The sequence below is a fragment of the Streptomyces liliiviolaceus genome, assembly GCF_018070025.1.
Classification (GTDB): domain Bacteria; phylum Actinomycetota; class Actinomycetes; order Streptomycetales; family Streptomycetaceae; genus Streptomyces; species Streptomyces liliiviolaceus.
The window spans coordinates 7,557,068-7,574,009 of record NZ_JAGPYQ010000001.1; the positions used below are offsets into that span (position 1 = coordinate 7,557,068).

General features: G+C 71.1%; 14 protein-coding genes. 5 read left to right on the forward strand and 9 right to left on the reverse strand.

The window, feature by feature from the left end; all coding sequences use genetic code 11:
- Positions 1–44: 44 nt before the first annotated feature.
- Positions 45–434 (reverse strand): cell division protein SepF, encoded by a 390-nt coding sequence (locus J8N05_RS32195; RefSeq protein WP_107021571.1) that lies wholly within the window; start codon positions 432–434, stop codon positions 45–47.
- A gap of 505 nt (positions 435–939) precedes the next feature.
- Here J8N05_RS32195 and J8N05_RS32200 point away from each other — a divergent pair.
- The 3 genes from J8N05_RS32200 (at position 940) to katG (ending at position 7,952) form a co-directional block, all read left to right on the forward strand.
- Complete coding sequence (locus tag J8N05_RS32200; protein WP_247706798.1) at positions 940–4,968, forward strand: molybdopterin-dependent oxidoreductase; 4,029 nt, start codon at positions 940–942, stop codon at positions 4,966–4,968.
- Positions 4,969–5,210: 242 nt separating this feature from the next.
- Positions 5,211–5,666: a Fur family transcriptional regulator gene (locus J8N05_RS32205; protein WP_210889033.1), complete on the forward strand. Its 456-nt coding sequence runs from the start codon at positions 5,211–5,213 to the stop codon at positions 5,664–5,666.
- 54 nt (positions 5,667–5,720) lie between these two features.
- On the forward strand, positions 5,721–7,952 hold the full coding sequence (katG, locus tag J8N05_RS32210; protein WP_210889035.1) for a catalase/peroxidase HPI: 2,232 nt from the start codon (positions 5,721–5,723) through the stop codon (positions 7,950–7,952).
- Positions 7,953–8,049: 97 nt separating this feature from the next.
- On the opposite strand, the gene J8N05_RS32215 is transcribed toward katG, so the two are convergent.
- The 7 genes from J8N05_RS32215 to J8N05_RS32245 all read right to left on the reverse strand — a co-directional run bounded on the left by J8N05_RS32215 (position 8,050) and on the right by J8N05_RS32245 (position 14,489).
- Complete coding sequence (locus J8N05_RS32215; protein WP_210889037.1) at positions 8,050–8,394, reverse strand: DUF3140 domain-containing protein; 345 nt, start codon at positions 8,392–8,394, stop codon at positions 8,050–8,052.
- Positions 8,391–8,630, reverse strand: coding sequence for a hypervirulence associated TUDOR domain-containing protein (locus J8N05_RS32220; protein WP_247706595.1), 240 nt, complete (start codon positions 8,628–8,630; stop codon positions 8,391–8,393). Before J8N05_RS32220 ends, J8N05_RS32215 begins: the two co-directional genes overlap by 4 nt.
- Positions 8,631–8,747: 117 nt before the next feature.
- Complete coding sequence (locus tag J8N05_RS32225) at positions 8,748–9,761, reverse strand: DNA topoisomerase IB (protein WP_210889041.1); 1,014 nt, start codon at positions 9,759–9,761, stop codon at positions 8,748–8,750.
- Positions 9,762–9,827: 66 nt separating this feature from the next.
- Positions 9,828–11,024 carry a spore photoproduct lyase family protein gene (locus J8N05_RS32230; protein ID WP_210889043.1) on the reverse strand — a complete coding sequence of 399 codons (1,197 nt, stop codon included), beginning with the start codon at positions 11,022–11,024 and terminating at the stop codon, positions 9,828–9,830.
- A gap of 46 nt (positions 11,025–11,070) precedes the next feature.
- Entirely contained in the window at positions 11,071–12,609 is a 1,539-nt protein-coding gene (locus J8N05_RS32235; RefSeq protein ID WP_247706596.1) for a cryptochrome/photolyase family protein, read from the reverse strand.
- Positions 12,610–12,943: 334 nt separating this feature from the next.
- Positions 12,944–13,753, reverse strand: a complete 810-nt coding sequence (locus J8N05_RS32240) for a GAF and ANTAR domain-containing protein (RefSeq protein WP_210889045.1) — start codon at positions 13,751–13,753, stop codon at positions 12,944–12,946.
- Positions 13,754–13,814: 61 nt separating this feature from the next.
- Positions 13,815–14,489 carry an ANTAR domain-containing protein gene (locus J8N05_RS32245; protein ID WP_210889047.1) on the reverse strand — a complete coding sequence of 225 codons (675 nt, stop codon included), beginning with the start codon at positions 14,487–14,489 and terminating at the stop codon, positions 13,815–13,817.
- A 439-nt stretch (positions 14,490–14,928) separates the two neighbouring features.
- Here J8N05_RS32245 and J8N05_RS32250 point away from each other — a divergent pair, with 439 nt between their 5' ends.
- Both J8N05_RS32250 and J8N05_RS32255 read left to right on the forward strand, forming a co-directional pair.
- Entirely contained in the window at positions 14,929–15,255 is a 327-nt protein-coding gene (locus J8N05_RS32250) for a plasmid stabilization protein (protein ID WP_210889050.1), read from the forward strand.
- A gap of 114 nt (positions 15,256–15,369) precedes the next feature.
- A complete protein-coding gene (locus tag J8N05_RS32255) occupies positions 15,370–15,759 on the forward strand; it encodes an ANTAR domain-containing protein (protein WP_210889052.1) in 390 nt (129 codons plus the stop codon).
- A 174-nt stretch (positions 15,760–15,933) separates the two neighbouring features.
- Here the strand turns inward: J8N05_RS32255 and J8N05_RS32260 are convergent, their stop codons facing one another.
- Positions 15,934–16,863, reverse strand: a complete 930-nt coding sequence (locus J8N05_RS32260) for a LysR family transcriptional regulator (RefSeq protein WP_210889054.1) — start codon at positions 16,861–16,863, stop codon at positions 15,934–15,936.
- Positions 16,864–16,942 lie beyond the last annotated feature (79 nt).

The window sequence follows — 16,942 nt, forward strand, 5'->3', positions numbered from 1 at the left end:
CGCGCCGCGAACACCGGCGCCGTGAACGTCACACGCCGTGAACGTCACACGCCGGGAATCCCGGCCCCCTGCATCAGCCCCGCCACCTCGGTACCCGGCGGCGTCAGCAGGAAGACGTTCTTGTCGACCCGGTGCATCCCGCTCGCCAGGCCGAAGACCACACCCGTGCTGAAGTCGAGTACACGCTTGGCGACGTCCGTCTCGGCGCTGGTGAGATCCAGGAGGACCGGAATTCCGGCCATCAGGGTCTCGGCGACCTCGCGGGCGTCCGCGAAGATGTTGATGCGCAGCACCACGAAGCGGCGCCGCGTCTCGGTCTCCGCCTCCGGCAGCGCCCGATGTCCGACCGCCGACGGCCAGGCATCGCGCCCGCGCAGAGGAACTACCTGGGCGAGCCCTTCCCACTGTTCATCGGTGACGTCGTGGCTGTTCACCGGCTCCCCCCGCCCTGTCGTGCACTGAATGCTGTCCTGATCGCTGCCTTGAGCAGTGCCCGGATTCGTGCTGATTGTTTGCACCGGTCACTGTCGGGCCATTGTTGCGCATGGTCACCCGTTCGGCCGAATGCGACACGGTCCGCAGCCGACCGCCGTAGGCTGCGAAACCCACGACCGGCCCATGAATCGGCCCACGAACCGGCCCTCGCGTCGGCCCCGGGCCGACCCTTGCACCGACCCCTCACACCGGGCCGGCCGCCGTTGTGTGACGGGTGTAACCCCTCAAGATCACGCCACGTGACACAGGCGTAACGGGCAATTCGTACAGTCGGAGCTCCCGAGAAAAGCCGGAGAAGGGCAGCGTGTGAGCACGACCTCCCCCACGTCCTCGTCCTCCCCTGACCCCTCGTCCTCCCCTACGTCCTCGTCCTCCCCCGCCTCCCAGGTGCGCACGGTCTGCTCGTACTGCGGTGTCGGCTGCGGCCTGGTCCTCGACATCGGCATGGGCCCCGACGGACGGCGTACGGTCCTCAAGGCGACCGGCGACAAGGCGCACCCGGCGAATCGCGGCCGGCTGTGCACCAAGGGGGCGACCACCGCGGACATGCTCGCGGCGCCGGGGCGGCTCTCCACCGCGCTCGTACGGGAGGACCGCGGGGCCGGGCCCGCACCGGCGTCCGTGGACGCGGCGATAGCCGAGACCGCGCGGCGGCTGCGCGCGGTCGTCGACGAGCACGGCCCGGACGCCTTCGCCTTCTACGTCTCGGGGCAGCTGAGCCTGGAGGCCCAGTACCTGGCGAACAAGCTGGCCAAGGGTTTCGTGCGGACGAATCAGATCGAGTCCAACTCGCGGCTGTGCATGGCGAGCGCGGGCGCCGGTTACAAGCTGTCGCTGGGGGCGGACGGGCCGCCCGGCTCGTACCAGGACTTCGAGTCGGCGGACGTCTTCCTCGTCATCGGCTCGAACATGGCCGACTGCCATCCGGTCCTGTTCCTGCGGATGATGGACCGGGTGAAGTCGGCGGGCGCGAAGGTGATCGTCGTCGACCCGCGGCGCACCGCCACCGCCGACAAGGCAGATCTGTATCTGCGGATCAGGCCGGGTACGGATCTCGCCCTGCTGAACGGGCTGCTGTATCTGCTGCACGAGAACGGGCACACGGATCCCGCCTTCATCGCCGCCCACACCGAGGGCTGGGAGGCGATGCCCGGCTTCCTCGCCGACTACCCGCCCGCCGCCGTCGCCGAGATCACCGGCATCCCGGAGGACGACATCCGTGCCGCCGCGCGGCTGATCGGCGAGGCGGGCGAGTGGATGAGCCTGTGGACCATGGGCCTCAACCAGTCCACGCACGGCACCTGGAACACGAACGCCCTGGTCAACCTGCATCTCGCCACCGGCGCGATCTGCCGCCCGGGGTCCGGGCCCTTCTCCCTCACCGGGCAGCCCAATGCCATGGGCGGGCGCGAGATGGGGTACATGGGGCCCGGTCTGCCGGGGCAGCGGTCCGTACTCGTCGACCACGAGCGGGCCTTCGTCGAGGAGCTGTGGGAGCTGCCGCCCGACACCCTCCGCAAGGACGGGGTCGGCAAGGGCACCGTCGAGATGTTCCGGAAGATGGCCGACGGCGAGATCAAGGCCTGCTGGATCATCTGCACCAACCCGGTCGCCTCGGTGGCCAACCGCCGCACGGTCATCGAGGGCCTCGAAGCCGCCGAGTTCGTCGTCACGCAGGACGTGTTCGCCGAGACCGAGACCAACGCGTACGCCGATGTCGTGCTCCCCGCCGCGATGTGGACCGAGACCGAGGGCGTGCTCATCAACAGCGAACGCAACCTCACGCTCGCCCGGCCCGCCGTCGACCCGCCCGGCGAGGCGCTCGCGGACTGGCGGCTCATCGCGCGGGTGGCCTGCGAGATGGGGTACGAGAAGGGGTTCTCGTACGCGAGCGCGGAGGAGATCTTCGAGGAGATCAAGCGGGCGTGGAATCCGGGGACGGGGTGGGATCTGCGGGGCGTCACGTACGAGCGGCTGCGGGACACCTCCGTGCAGTGGCCGGCCGCGGACGTGGAGGGACCCGACCGGAATCCGATCCGGTACGTCGGCTCCGGTGAGCCGGTCTTTCCGACCGCCAGTGGGCGGGCCGTGTTCCATGCCCGGCCGCATCTGCCCGCCGCCGAGTTGCCCGACGACGACTTTCCGTTCGTGCTGAACACCGGGCGGGTGCAGCATCAGTGGCACACGCTGACCAAGACGGGGCGGGTGGCCCGGCTCAACAGGCTGAATGCCGGGCCGTTCGTGGAGGTGCATCCGGAGGACGCGGCGGCGCTGGGGGTGGGTGACGGGGACCGGGTCGAGGTCGCGTCCCGGCGGGGGCGGGCCGTGTTGCCCGCGGTGGTCACGGACCGGGTGCGGTCGGGGAATCTGTTCGCGCCGTTCCACTGGAACGACCTGTTCGGGGAGTACCTGAGCGTCAATGCCGTCACCAGTGACGCCGTTGATCCCGTGTCGTTCCAGCCGGAGTTGAAGGTGTGTGCGGTGGCTCTGACCCGGGTTTCCTCCCCCACCCCGCCCCTTCCCGAAACCGGGGCGGCGCCCCGGACCCCGTCGGGGGCGCTGCCCCCGGGCCCCCGCTCCTCAAACGCCGGAGAGGCTGGGAGTACAGGCGCCGGAGGGGGTGAAAGTGCGGGAGCTGAAGAAATCTTCGGGCTGGAGCCCAGCCCCCCGCCCCGCCTCTCCGCCTCCGAGCGCCACTACCTCACCGGCTTCCTCGCCGTGCTTCCCGCGGGGGCGCCCGGTGTGCCCGTGCTTCCGGGGGACGCGCCCTTCGACGCGGAGCACGCGCTCTGGGTGAACGGTGTTCTCGCCGGGATGTACTCCCGCGCGGCCGACACCCCTCGGGCCGTGGAAGCCGCCGCACCCCTCCGCGAAGTCGTCGTCCTGTGGGCCTCGCAGACCGGGAACGCCGAGGGGTTCGCCGGTGCGACCGCCGAACAGCTCATCGCCAGTGGGCACAGGGCCACGCTCCTCGGCATGGACGACGCCGATCCGCGTGCCCTGCCGGCGGGGGCGGACCTGCTGCTCATCACCAGTACGTTCGGCGACGGGGACGCGCCCGACAACGGCTCCGGGTTCTGGGAGGCCCTGGCCGAGGAGTCGCCCGAGCCACCCCGTATGGACGGCGTGCGCTATGCCGTGCTCGCCCTCGGCGACTCCTCGTACGACGACTTCTGCGGGCACGGGCGGCGGCTCGATCAGCGGCTGGACGAGCTGGGCGGGGTGCGACTGGCTCCGCGTACCGACTGCGAGCCGGACTACGAGCCGTCCGCGCGGGCCTGGCTCGACCAGGTGGTCGACGCACTCGCGGCCGTGAAGGAACCCGCGCCCGCCACGGCGCCGACCGTGTCGAGCAAGCCCGCCGTCACCGCGCGGCTCGTCGGGAACCGGCTGCTCAGCCTGCCCGGTGCGGGCAAGGAGGTACGCCGGTTCACCTTCGACACCCGGGGTGGTGACATCCCGCTGACGTACGAGGCCGGGGACTCGCTCGGGGTACGGCCGCTCAACTCGCCCGCCCTGGTGGGGGAATGGCTGGACGTGGCCGGGCTCGACCCCACAACCGGCGTCGTGGTCGGCGGAGTCGGGCACACCTCCCTCGGCGACGCCCTCGTCCGCCACCTCGACATCACCCGGATCTCCCCGGACCTGCTGCGCTTCGTCGCCGAACGGACCGGTGACAACCGCGAGTTGAAGCGGCTGCTGCGGCCCGACAACAAGGACGGTCTGGCCCAGTGGAGTTGGGGGCGTCAGGCCGTCGACGTCCTCGCCGAACATCCGGTGCGCGCGAACGCCCAGGAATGGGCCGACGTCCTGAAGCGGCTCCAGCCCCGCCTGTACTCCATATCGTCCAGCCCCCTCACCGACCCGCACCACGTGTCACTCACGGTCTCCGTCGTGCGGTACGAGAATCTGGGCGGCCGGGCCCGCGGCGGGGTCTGCTCGCCCTTTCTCGCCGATGCCGAGGCGGGCACGCCGGTCCCCGTCTTCGTACAGCGCTCCCCGCATTTCAGGCCACCGGCCGATCCGGCGACCCCGATGGTGATGGTCGGGCCCGGCACCGGCGTCGCCCCCTTCGTCGGCTTCCTGGAGGAGCGGCGGGCCCTCGGGCACCGGGCGCCGAACTGGCTGTTCTTCGGCGAGCAGCACCGGGCGACCGACTTCTACTACGAGGAGGAGCTGGACGGCTTCCTCGCCGACGGCACCCTCACCCGGCTGGACACGGCTTTCTCCCGCGACCAGCGCGCCAAGGTCTACGTCCAGGACCGGCTGCGCGAACACGGCCCCGAGCTGTGGTCCTGGCTCCAGGGCGGCGCCCGCTTCTACGTCTGCGGCGACGCCTCCCGCATGGCCAAGGACGTCGACCGGGCCCTGCGGGACATCGCGGTCACCCACGGCGGCCTGGCCGAGCCGGAGGCCGCCGCATACGTCAAGCAGCTGGCGTCGGAGAAGCGCTACGTCCGGGACGTGTACTGACCCCCGCGCCTCTGGATGGCGGCGCAGCCGCTCCAGGGGCGCGGGGAGCTGCGCGACCAGCCCCCACCGGCCCGCAGCCGAATCACCCCCCCCCACCGGGCCACACCCCTTGCAGGACAAGGCCCCCGCTGACCTGCGCCGACACCCCCACCGGCAGGTGAACGGCACCCCAAGCCCACGCATCCAAACCTGTACCGTTCATTTACTTGAACTGTTCGTGTTTATGTCAGTAGGTTGGGTCCATGACCGCACCCGGCACACCGACGACCGCCGAAGAGCTGCGCGGCGCCGGCCTGCGGGTGACGGCCGCCCGTGTCGCGCTGCTCGAAACCGTCCGGGCGGGTGATCATCTCGGTGTGGAGGCCATCGCCACCGAGGTACGAGCCCGCGTGGGCCACATCTCGCTGCAAGCCGTGTACGAGGCACTTCACGCGCTGACCACGGTGAAACTCGTCCGTCGCATCGAGCCCCCCGGCAGCCCGGCCCTCTTCGAGGGTCGTGTCGGGGACAACCACCATCACCTCGTGTGCCGGTCGTGCGGCGTCGTGGCCGACGTCGACTGCGCGACCGGCCACGCCCCCTGTCTCACCGCGTCCCAGGACCACGGCTTCGCGGTCGACGAGGCCGAGGTCATCTACTGGGGCCTGTGCCCCGCCTGTGCCACCGAGTCCCCCAGTCCCACCAGCCTCAGTTCCTGAGCAAGTGATCCACCCCGTTGAGCATGTGATCCACCCCGTTCGGAAGGATTTCCCATGACCGAGAACCATGACGCGATCGTCACGGACCCTGAGCCGCAGGAGGCGGGAGGCTGCCCCGTCGCACACGGCCGCGCCCCGCACCCGACCCAGGGCGGAGACAACCGTCAGTGGTGGCCCGAGCGCCTCAACCTGAAGATCCTTGCCAAGAACCCGGCCGTGTCGAACCCCCTCGGTGAGGAGTTCGACTACGCCGAGGCGTTCCAGGGCCTCGACCTCCCCGCGGTCAAACGTGACATCGCCGAGGTCCTGACCACCTCGCAGGACTGGTGGCCCGCGGACTTCGGCAACTACGGCCCGCTCATGATCCGTATGGCCTGGCACAGCGCCGGCACGTACCGCATCAGCGACGGCCGCGGTGGCGGCGGCGCCGGTCAGCAGCGTTTCGCCCCGCTGAACAGCTGGCCGGACAACGTCAACCTCGACAAGGCCCGCCGTCTGCTGTGGCCCGTGAAGAAGAAGTACGGCCAGAGCCTGTCCTGGGCCGACCTCATGATCCTCACCGGCAACGTCGCCCTGGAGACGATGGGCTTCGAGACCTTCGGCTTCGCCGGTGGCCGCGCCGACGTGTGGGAGCCCGACGAGGACGTCTACTGGGGTCCCGAGACCACCTGGCTCGCCGACGAGCGCTACACGGGCGACCGTGAGCTGGAGAACCCGCTCGGCGCCGTCCAGATGGGCCTCATCTACGTCAACCCCGAGGGCCCGAACGGCAACCCGGACCCGCTGGCCTCGGCCCGTGACATCCGTGAGACGTTCCGCCGGATGGCGATGAACGACGAGGAGACGGTCGCTCTGATCGCGGGCGGTCACACCTTCGGCAAGACCCACGGCGCGGGCCCCTCGGAGAGCGTCGGCGACGACCCCGAGGCCGCCTCGTTCGAGGAGCAGGGCCTCGGCTGGAAGAGCACCTACGGCACCGGCAAGGGCGGCGACGCCATCACCAGTGGCCTTGAGGTCACCTGGACGAGCACGCCCACCCAGTGGAGCAACGGCTTCTTCAAGAACCTCTTCGAGTACGAGTGGGAGCTGACCCAGAGCCCCGCCGGTGCCAACCAGTGGATCGCGAAGGACGGCGCGGGCGCCGGTACGATCCCGGACGCGCACGACCCGTCGAAGAGCCACGCCCCGAAGATGCTGACGGCCGACCTGGCGCTGCGCTTCGACCCGGCGTACGAGGAGATCTCGCGCCGCTTCTACGAGAACCCCGACCAGTTCGCGGACGCCTTCGCCCGTGCCTGGTACAAGCTCACCCACCGTGACCTGGGCCCGAAGTCCCTCTACCTCGGCCCGGAGGTCCCGGAGGAGACCCTGCTGTGGCAGGACCCGGTCCCGGCCGTCACGCACGAGCTGGTCGACGCGGCGGACATCGCCGAGCTGAAGAGCCAGATCCTCGCCTCGGGCCTCACGGTCTCCGAGCTGGTGTCCACGGCGTGGGCCTCGGCCTCGACCTTCCGTGGCAGCGACAAGCGCGGCGGCGCCAACGGCGCGCGCATCCGCCTCCAGCCGCAGAGCGGCTGGGAGGTCAACAGCCCGGACCAGCTGGCCTCGGTGCTGCGGACCCTCGAAGGCGTCCAGTCGTCCTTCAACTCCGCTCACACCGGCGGCAAGCAGATCTCCCTCGCCGACCTGATCGTCCTCGCCGGTGCGGCGGGCGTCGAGAAGGCCGCGAAGGACGGCGGCGTCGAGATCGAGGTGCCGTTCACCCCGGGTCGTACCGACGCGTCGCAGGAGCAGACGGACGTCGAGTCGTTCGCCGCGCTGGAGCCGACCGCGGACGGGTTCCGCAACTACCTCGGCAAGGGCAACCGCCTGCCGGCCGAGTTCCTGCTGATCGACAAGGCGAACCTGCTCAAGCTGAGCGCTCCCGAGCTGACCGTCCTCGTCGGCGGCCTGCGCGTCCTGGGCGCCAACCACGGCCAGTCCGCGCACGGCGTCCTCACCGACAAGCCGGGGACCCTGACGAACGACTTCTTCGTCAACCTCCTGGACCTCGGTACGACGTGGAGCTCCACCTCGTCCGACCAGACCGCGTTCGAGGGCCGCGACGCGTCCACGGGCGAGGTCAAGTGGACCGGCACCCGTGCCGACCTGGTCTTCGGCTCGAACTCCGAGCTGCGTGCGCTCGCCGAGGTCTACGCGAGCGACGACGCGAAGGAGAAGTTCGTGAAGGACTTCGTCGAGGCGTGGGTCAAGGTCTCGAACGCGGACCGCTTCGACCTGATCTGAGTCCGGTGACCCGCTGAGGGTCGATACCCGGGTCGGTCCCTCCGGACCGGCCCGGGTTTCGCGTTCAACCGCACGGACGACCGCACCGGCATCGTGGTCACGCCTTCGGGTCGTGGCCCCAGTTCATCAGCGAGTACCGCCACGGCGTGTCCGTGACGTCGCCCGAGGGGCGCTGCTTGAGGTGGCGGTGCACATAGCCGACGACCTTGCGCATATGGGCGACATCGGCGTCGGTCAGGTCGGCCTTCTTCTTCTCCAGCAGGCGGACGATACGGCGCCCGGACGCGTGCCCCACGCTCTCGCCGCCGCCGTCCGACTGGCCCACGCTCTTCGAGTCGTCCGTGTCCAGCCACTCCTTGAGGGCGCCGGGCGTCATGTTGACAGCCTCGCCGAACTCCTCGACCGTGTCCGCGCGATCCGTGTCGGTCTTGCCGGCGCTCATGAACCGCTGCTCTTCTTGCGCAGCGACCCGGGCTTGTGGACGGCGTCGCGGCCGGACTTGTCGCTCTCGACCTCGTACTGCGGCTCGTCCTTCGAGGCGTCGACGGTACGGCCCGCCACCTCGGCACGGCCCGTGATCTTCTTCTTCACCTTGCCGGGGACGGTCTGCCCATGACTGCTCCAGGAGACCTTGTCCCCCTTGCTGAGCTTCTTGTCCTTGTCCTTGTCCTTCGCCACGGTCCGCACGCTCCCTCGATTTCGGCCCCCGCGATGGACGGCCCTCCCCACTGTCCGGCTCTTCGTGGCAGGGCGCACTTCGGGTGGCATCCGACCTGGGGATGGCTATGGCTGCCGCTAACGGCTCAGCAGCCGCAGTACCGCCTCTTCCACCGGCTGTGTGGCCAGTGCGCCCGCGACCGGGACGGAGCCCAGGGACGCCAGAGCGGGTGCGATCGTCCTGCCCTCGTCGAAGAGTTCGAACAGGCGCGGGTTGATGTAGGAGGCCCGGCACACGGACGGGGTGTTGCCGAGGTAGCCGGCGACCTCGCGGACCGCCCGCGCGGCGGCCCGCTTCCGGGCGGTCGGCGAGGTGTCCGCCACCTCGGCCGACACCCCGAGCGCGACGGCGGCGAGCACCGTGGCGTGCCAGGTCCGGAAGTCCTTGCTGGTGATCTCCAGGCCCGCGAGGTCGCGCAGGTATCCGTTCAGGTCGGTGGCGTCGATGGTGTGCCAGCTGCGCGCCTCCCAGTACGCGAAGAGGTGGTCGTCGCCGTCACCGCGGCGGAGCAGGGCCCGGACTCCGCTGTAGACCTGCTCGTCGACGATCTCCCGGCGGTAGCGGCGCCCGCTCTTGGCGGCGTAGTCGAAGCCGACCGCGCCCCTGCCGCAGGTGACCTGGTGGCGCCGGACGGTCGTCAGGCCGTAGGACTCGTTCGTCTTCGCGTACCGGTCGTCGCCGACGCGGAAGAAGCCGAGGTCGAGGAGGCGGACACCGAGCGAGAGCACCCTCTCCCGGCTCAGGCCCGAGCCTTCGAGGGCCTTGCCGACCTGTCGTCGCACCTCGGGCAGCGCGGCGCCCACCTCCAGGACGCGGGTGTGCTTGGCGGCTTCCTGCTTCTCGCGGAAGAGGGGGTGGTAGAGGTACTGGCGGCGGCCTGCCTCGTCCGTGCCGACCGCCTGGATGTGGCCGTTCGGGTGCGGGGAGATCCACACGTCCTGCCAGGCAGGGGGGATGACGAGATCGCGTACGCGCCGCGTCTCCGGGCCGGCGGGGAGGGCCTTGCCCTCGGTGTCGAGGTAGCGGAAGCCGCGGCCGTGGCGGCGCCGTCCGTAGCCGGGGCCCGTGAGGTCACTCGTGCGGAACCGCATCGCGCCGCTCCCTCTCTCACCCGGAACCTTCCCGGAACCATTCCCGGACCCCTTCCGGAACCGTCCCTAGAAGGCGTACCTGATACGCAGCCACGGCGCATGCGCTGCCAGCAGTTCCCGCAGCCGCGCGAGGGCCCGCTGCTTGGTCTCCAGGGCGTAGCGCACGTTCAGCGCGCCGTTCTGCGAACGCTTGGTCTCCTGGATCCCCGGCTGCCACAGCACGTCCTCGGCGCGCGGGTGCCAGCCGAGGTTGACCTCGTGGAGCGCCTGGTTGTGGGTCAGCATGATGACCTCGGCCGCCGCCTGCTCCTTCACCCGGGCGGGCAGGACGTCGTCGAGGTGGCGGAGCAGATCGGCCCAGTCCCGCTCCCACCCCGGGCGCAGCACCACGGGCGAGAGGTTGAAGTGGACCTCGTACCCGGCGTCGAGGAAGTCGGCCGCCGCCGCGATCCGCTCGGGGACCGGGCTCGTACGGATGTCGAGGAGCCGGGCGTCGTCGGTCGGCATGACGGAGAAGCGCACGCGGGTGCGGCCCTGCGGGTCGAGCGCGAGCAGGTCCGGGTTGACGAACTTGGTCGCGAAGGAGGCCTTCGCCGTCGGCAGGCGGCGGAACGCGGCGACGAGATCCGCGGTGTTGTCGCAGACCAGGGCGTCGACGGAACAGTCACCGTTCTCCCCGATGTCGTAGACCCAGGCCGTGGGGTCGCACTGGTTGGGCTCCGGTTTGGGGCCCTGCGCCCGCACGTGCCGCTGTACGTGGGCGACGATCGCCTCGATGTTCGTGAACAGGGTGATGGGGTTGGCGAACCCCTTGCGGCGGGGGACGTAGCAGTACGCGCAGGCCATCGCGCAGCCGTTGGAGGTGCCCGGGGCGATCCAGTCGGCCGACCTGCCGTTGGGGCGCGTGCTGAGGCCGTGCTTGACGCCGAGGACGAGCGTGTCGGTCTTGATGCGGACCCAGCGGGCGATGTTGCCGTCGTTGCCGTGCAGGGAGGGGATGCGCCAGTGGCCGTCGACCTCGGTCACCCGCACGCCCGGCAGCCGGGCCATGATCTGCTGCCCGCGCGGGGAGTCCAGGGCCGCCGGTTCGGCGTACACCTCCCGGACGTCGAGCATCCGGCGGGCCTGGGGGCTGTCCCGGAACGCGTAGAGCCCGCCCGCGGTCCCGCCGGCGCTCTCCGCGGTCCCCTCAGAACTCGCGGGCCGCTCGGGCGCCGGTGCGGTGTCCGACCACTCGAAGAGCGGTTGCTGTTCGGGCTCCACGTGCTGTTCCTCTCCGGGGCGCCGGGGGCCGGGGCCGGTGCCCCGGTCATCGGTCCCTGCGGTCGCGCTCCTGCTCCAGCAGCTCTTCGAGATCGGTGAGGCGGTCGAGCCCCCGTACAGCCTGCGTCATCCGCGGGTTGTGCTCGAACCGGGTGCGGTGGCGGTGCAGGAGGTTCCAGTACCCGGCGGTGAAGGGGCAGGCGTCCTCGCCCACCCGCACGGTCGGCTTGTAGCGGCAGGAGCCGCAGAAGTCGCTCATGCGGTTGATGTACGCGCCACCGGACGTGTACGGCTTGGTGGTCATGCGGCCCCCGTCGGCGTACTGCGACATGCCGACCACGTTCGGGACCATCACCCAGTCGTAGCCGTCGACGAAGCTGCGGTGGAACCAGTCGGTGACGGCCCCGGGCTCCCATCCCCGTTGCAGGGCGAGACTGCCGAGGATCATCAGACGGGGGATGTGGTGCGTCCAGCCGGTCTCACCGACCTGCCGGAGGACGTGCCGGAGACAGTTCGCGTCGGTCCCTTCCGGGGAGAGGTCCGTGAACCAGTCGGGCAGCGGCTCGTGGTGGCCCAGCGCGTTGCTCTCGCGGTACCGCGTGCCGAAATGCCAGTAGACGTGCCAGACGTACTCGCGCCAGCCGGTGATCTGCCGGACGAACCCCTCGGCGCTGTTGAGCGGCACGTCTCCCGACCGCCAGGCCGCCTCCGCCCGCTCGGCGCATTCGGCGGGGTCCAGCAGGCCGAGGTTGAGCGAGGAGGAGAGCAGGCTGTGGCTCATCGTCGCGTCCTCGGTGAGCACCGCGTCCTCGTACGCGCCGAAGGTCGCGAGCCGGTGCTCGACGAAGCGGTGGAGCGCGGCCAGCGCCTCGCGGCGGGTGGCGGGGAACCCGCGCGGCCCGTCCTCGCCGACGAACTCGACGTCCCCGTCGCGCGACCAGCGGTCGAGATCGGCCCGCACCTCGTCGTCGATCTCGCTCTCGCGGGGGTGGTACGGGGCCGGGACGCCCAGGTCGGTGGCGCCGCGCGGCGGGGGCTGCCGGTTGTCGTGGTCCAGGTTCCAGCGCCCGCCGGCCGGCCGGTCGCCCTCCATCAGCAGGTCGTGCGACTGGCGGACCCAGCGGTAGAAGTCCTCCTGGCGCAGGTGCTTCGTACCGCGGCCGTCCGCCCAGCGCCCGAACTCGTCGTGCGTCACGAGGAAACCGCGGGCCGGCAGGACACGTACGGAGGGCAGGGAGCGTACGAGGGCGAGGGCCGCGTGGGACGTGGGGTGGTGGACGGTCACCGGGGCGTCCCCGACCGCCTCCCGCAGCCCCTCGCGGTAGGTGTCCGCCTTGACGTACCGCACGCGGTCACCGAGTTCGGCGGCGCGGTGGCGCATCGCGGACAGGATCAGATGGGCCTTGGCGCGGTGGAACCGCCGTCGGCGCAGGACGCTGCGGGCCTCGATCATCAGCAGCGGCGCGTCCCGGCGCGGGCCGCCGCGCGCGGGGTCGATGAAGTGGGGGCCGAGCTGGTCGCCGAAGAGCCAGTGGACGGTGCCGGGCTCCTCGGCGGGCGCTCCGGTGGGCACTCCGGTAGGCACTCCGGTGGGCTCCTGGGCGGCCCCGCTCTCGGCCGCTTTCCCGGCCGCGCCGGTCACGTTCCTCGTCGTGCTGCTCGTCGTGCCTTTTGTCGCGCCTTGTGTCGTGCTTTTAGTCGTGCCTTGTGTCGTGCTTTTTGTCGTGCTTTTTGTCGTGCCTCTTGTCATGCCGTGCACTCCGTCGACGAGTCGTCGCCTCGTCGGCGCCCTGCGCGGCGCGACGCTTACCTCCGCAGATCAAAGCGCACGACGGCACGGGCGGTACGCGACACACGCCGGGGTGCTCCCGCTTCTCACGAAGCACCCCGCGCCACGACCGCCCCGCGCCGAGGCGGTGTCACTCGGCGTCGGCCGCGCTCGGGTGCGGCAGCACGACGGAACTGCGCAGCGTGGAACCGGTGTCGATCACGTCCCGGGCGACCTTGCTGAGCAGCAGCCGGTGCTGCCGGGCGTGCCGGCGCATGATCTCGAACGCCCGGTTCAGGGTGATGTTGCGGCGGGCGGCGAGCAACCCTTTCGCCTGTTCGATGATGATGCGGCTCTGCAGGGCCGTGTGGAGCTGTTCGTTCACGGTGTCCTGCTGCCGGATGGTGCGGGCGTGCAGCAGACCGATGGTGGCGGCGTCGGCGAGGGTCTGGGCGAGGGCCAGGTCGTCGGCGTCCAGGGGCCGGTCGGCGGCGCGCAGGAGCAGCAGGCTGCCGATGGTCTCCTGGCGCAGCCGCATCGGCAGGGCGACGGCGAGGAAGTAACCGGCCTGCCGCAGGCGCGTGGTGAACTCCGGCCCCGGCCTTGGGCGGGTCTCGTCGACCGGACCGTGCGCGTCTCCCCGGCCGTGTGCGTCGTCGCCCCGGCCGTGCGCGTCTCCCCTGCCGTACGCGTCGACCGGGCGGGCGGTGCGGTGGGCCTCCACCGCCGGGCCCTCACCGCAGGCGAAGTCCAGTACGCGCGCCAGGGCGGGGCTGGGGTCGCACGGGGCGGGGCTGTACAGGCCCGTCCCGTGCGACAGGAAGACCGCGGCGTCCGTGACGTCGAGGAGTTCCTGGCATCGGACGGTCATCTGCTGCAGGAACCCGATGACGTCGAAGTCCTCCACCAGTGTGTCGGCGAGTTCCACGAAAGTGCGGGCGATGTGCTGCTCCCTGCTCATGGGCAAACTCCTTGTCCCCCGCACCGGCTTTCCTCCGTGCGGTCGACCTGGTCCGGTGGTGTCATCGCGGCAGCTCCCGCTCGATGATGTCCCGGGCGGTTTCCGTCAGGGCCCGGCCCGAGGTGTAGGCCTCGCTCCGCAGCCGGTCCAGGGCCTCGGCCAGCGATACGCCGAGTCGTGCGCTGAGCACGCCGGTGGCCTGGTGCACCTCGGCGCGGTGCAGATCCACCATGCCCGTGTGGCCACGGCCGTTGTGTGCGCTGGAGACGGCCGGCCAGTTCTTGAGCACCTGCTCCGCGAGCGCGTCGGCCACCAGCCAGCCCTCGGTCAGCTGCTGCCGGGTGAGCGGTCCCGGCGTACGCCGGTATCCGGTCATCGTCCCGGTGCGTACGGCGCCGATGTGCACGGGCCAGACGAAGAGAGCGGCGATGTCGAGCTCCTCCGCCTCGGCGGCGAACTGCGGCCACTGCCGTGCCAGCAGCCGGCCGAGGTCGGGCACCTGCCGTACTTCCGTCTCGTCCTCGATCAGCAGGCCCGGGCCCTGCCCCAGGACGAACTGCATGTCCTCCAGCCGTGCGCTGGTGCTGTCGCTGAACCACACCAGTTCCCGTCCCAGAGAGACCGCGATCCCGCCGAGGCCGAGGGCGTGGGCGCAGGCGACCGCCCATTCACGGCGCTCTTCCTCGTCCGCCGTTGGAGACAGACTGTCCAGCAGTCCCCTGACAGAGGCACCCATGTCGCCGCGCACCGCCTTCCCGACGCTCCCGATCGCTCCCGATCACTCCCGATACGGAGTCACCCGCACCGGAACAAGCGTAGCGACCTACACACCGTGCGTGACAGCGCTCGGCTCAACCTCCTTGGCGCAGAGGGGGTTCAGGGGGCGATCGGGGGACGTCCGCCTCGCGCGGAGAGCTGGAGGGCCGAAGAGCCGGAGCGCCGGAGGGGCGTGCTCCGCCGAGGGTCGCGTTTCGCCAAGGGCCACGTTTCGCCGAGGGCCCGGGCGGAGTTGTCGGCTCATCCGTTCGGTCGCCGTCCGCTCGCACACCCGGTGGGGCACCGCATCAGATGGGAGACGCGTGTTCCGGGTGAGAAACCGACCGAGGGGTACGCGGGACATCATCGAAACGAGGGCCCGGCCGAGCCGACCGCCCCCGGTCCGGGAGGAGTTCGTCATGCCGCAGGGTTCCAACGCGAAGCGCGAGCGTCAGTACGAGCACATCAAGGAGAGCGCCGAGAAGCGCGGCACGTCGACGGGGCGTGCGAAGGAGATCGCGGCACGCACCGTGAACAAGGAGAGGGCCCGCGCCGGCGAGTCGAAGACGGCGAGCAGGACGTCGACCCAGGACAGGAAGTCCGCCCCGCAGCGCGGCGGCGAGCGCTCGCACAGCGGCGCCCAGGGGCCGACGAGGGATCAGCTGTACGCGGAGGCGAAGAAGCGCAACATCGAGGGCCGTTCGTCGATGAACAAGCAGCAACTGGCGAAGGCACTCGGCCGCTGACCGCTGACCGCCGGCCGGCCGATCGCCCCTGCGACAACACGCGCCCCGACACCGGACCGCCGATGCATCGATGTGTCGATGTGTCGACCGACAACGGGCGGGAAGGCTCCCCACATGCGCCCTTCCCAGCGCCCCGGCTCCCGGCGCGATCTCGCAGAACGGCCCCCGCACGGCGCACAGCGCGAGATCAGTCGTGAAGTCGGCTGCACCGAGGGCAGGATGCCGACCGGGGAGCAGCTGCTGGCGGAGACGGAGCAGCTCAAGAAGGCTCTGGAGCGGCGGCCGATAGTCGACATGGCGCGCGGGGTGCTGATGGCGGCCTGGTCGTGCACCGCCGAGGAGGCCTGGCAGATCCTGGTCCATGTGTCCCAGCACTCCAACACCAAGGTGCACGACGTGGCGAAAGCCCTCATCGCGACGACGCAGGGCGAGCCGTTGCCCGCCCGCGTGGAGGAGCATCTGCCCGCGGCCCTGGCGCGGTGGCGGGCGTCCCGGGACGGGTGAACCACCGGTGGCGTCGACGACCACGCGGTCGACGCCGGGTTCCGCGGGCGGACACGTCAACGGCGTCTGCCGAGTTCCTCCGGCGGACACGTCGACGGCGACTCGTGGTCCGTGCCGTCCCTGCAGACTGGTCCGTGGGTCCCTGCACATCGATGCGAGCGGGTCACGGGGCCCTCAAGCCCGGCCCAACCGCAGGTCGAGCGCGGCGCCGACGTCGGGGCAGTTCCGGCGGACGACGTCGAGGAAGGCGTCCAGGGCGGGGGAACGGTCCCGGTGGGCGAAGGACAGGACCAGGTCGGGCAACGCCGTCCTCGGAGTCACCTCGCAGAACCGGATCCCCGGCCTCGCCGCTTCCCGCATCCGGGAGGGTCCGAGGCCCACCCCGACCCCGCAGGCGGCCAGGCCCATGATCGTGTGCACGTCCCTGGCCACGGTGGCACCTTCCAGCGCCGCCGCGTCCTCGCCCAGCAGGGCGCGCAGCCCGGCGGCGATGACGGGCTCGTCCTCCCCGGTGGCCACGATCAGCGGCTGCCGCCGCAACTGGTCCACGCTCACCGACGCCTGGCCCGCGTAGGGGTGCGCGCTGCCGACCACGGCGATCAGATGGTCGTGTCCGACGGGGACGGACACCAGATGCTCGGCGCCCGCGCCCCGGGGCGGTCCGAGGGTGACCGCCACGTCCAGTTCACCGGCGACGAGAGCGGCGGTGCCGCGGCGGGACGCCATCTCGTGCAGCTCCAGCCGTACGTCGGGCCGCTCACGCCCGAACCGGCCCAGGACGTCCGGGAGCGGGTCCAGCAGCGCGGAGGCGATGAACCCGAGCCGCAACCGTCCCGTCTCGCCGCGCGCGGCCCGGCCGGCGTCGGTCCTGGCCGCCGTCATCTCCTCCAGCGCCCGCCGCGCCCTGGCGAGGAACGCCTCACCCGCGGCGGTCGGGAACACACCCTGGCGCGTACGGTCGAACAGCCGGGCCCCGGTCTCCCGCTCCAGGTCGGCGATCTGTTTGGACAGCGGGGGCTGCGCGATGCCCAGCGCACGCGCGGCGCGGCCGAAGTGCCGGTGCTCGGCGAGGGCGAGCGCGTACCGCAGATGCCGCGCTTCCATACCGCTCCCCTCCGTACCTGGCACCTGGCACCCATACACACAAAGTATCGCCGCTCAGCGTGCCATATCTTCTGCTGGA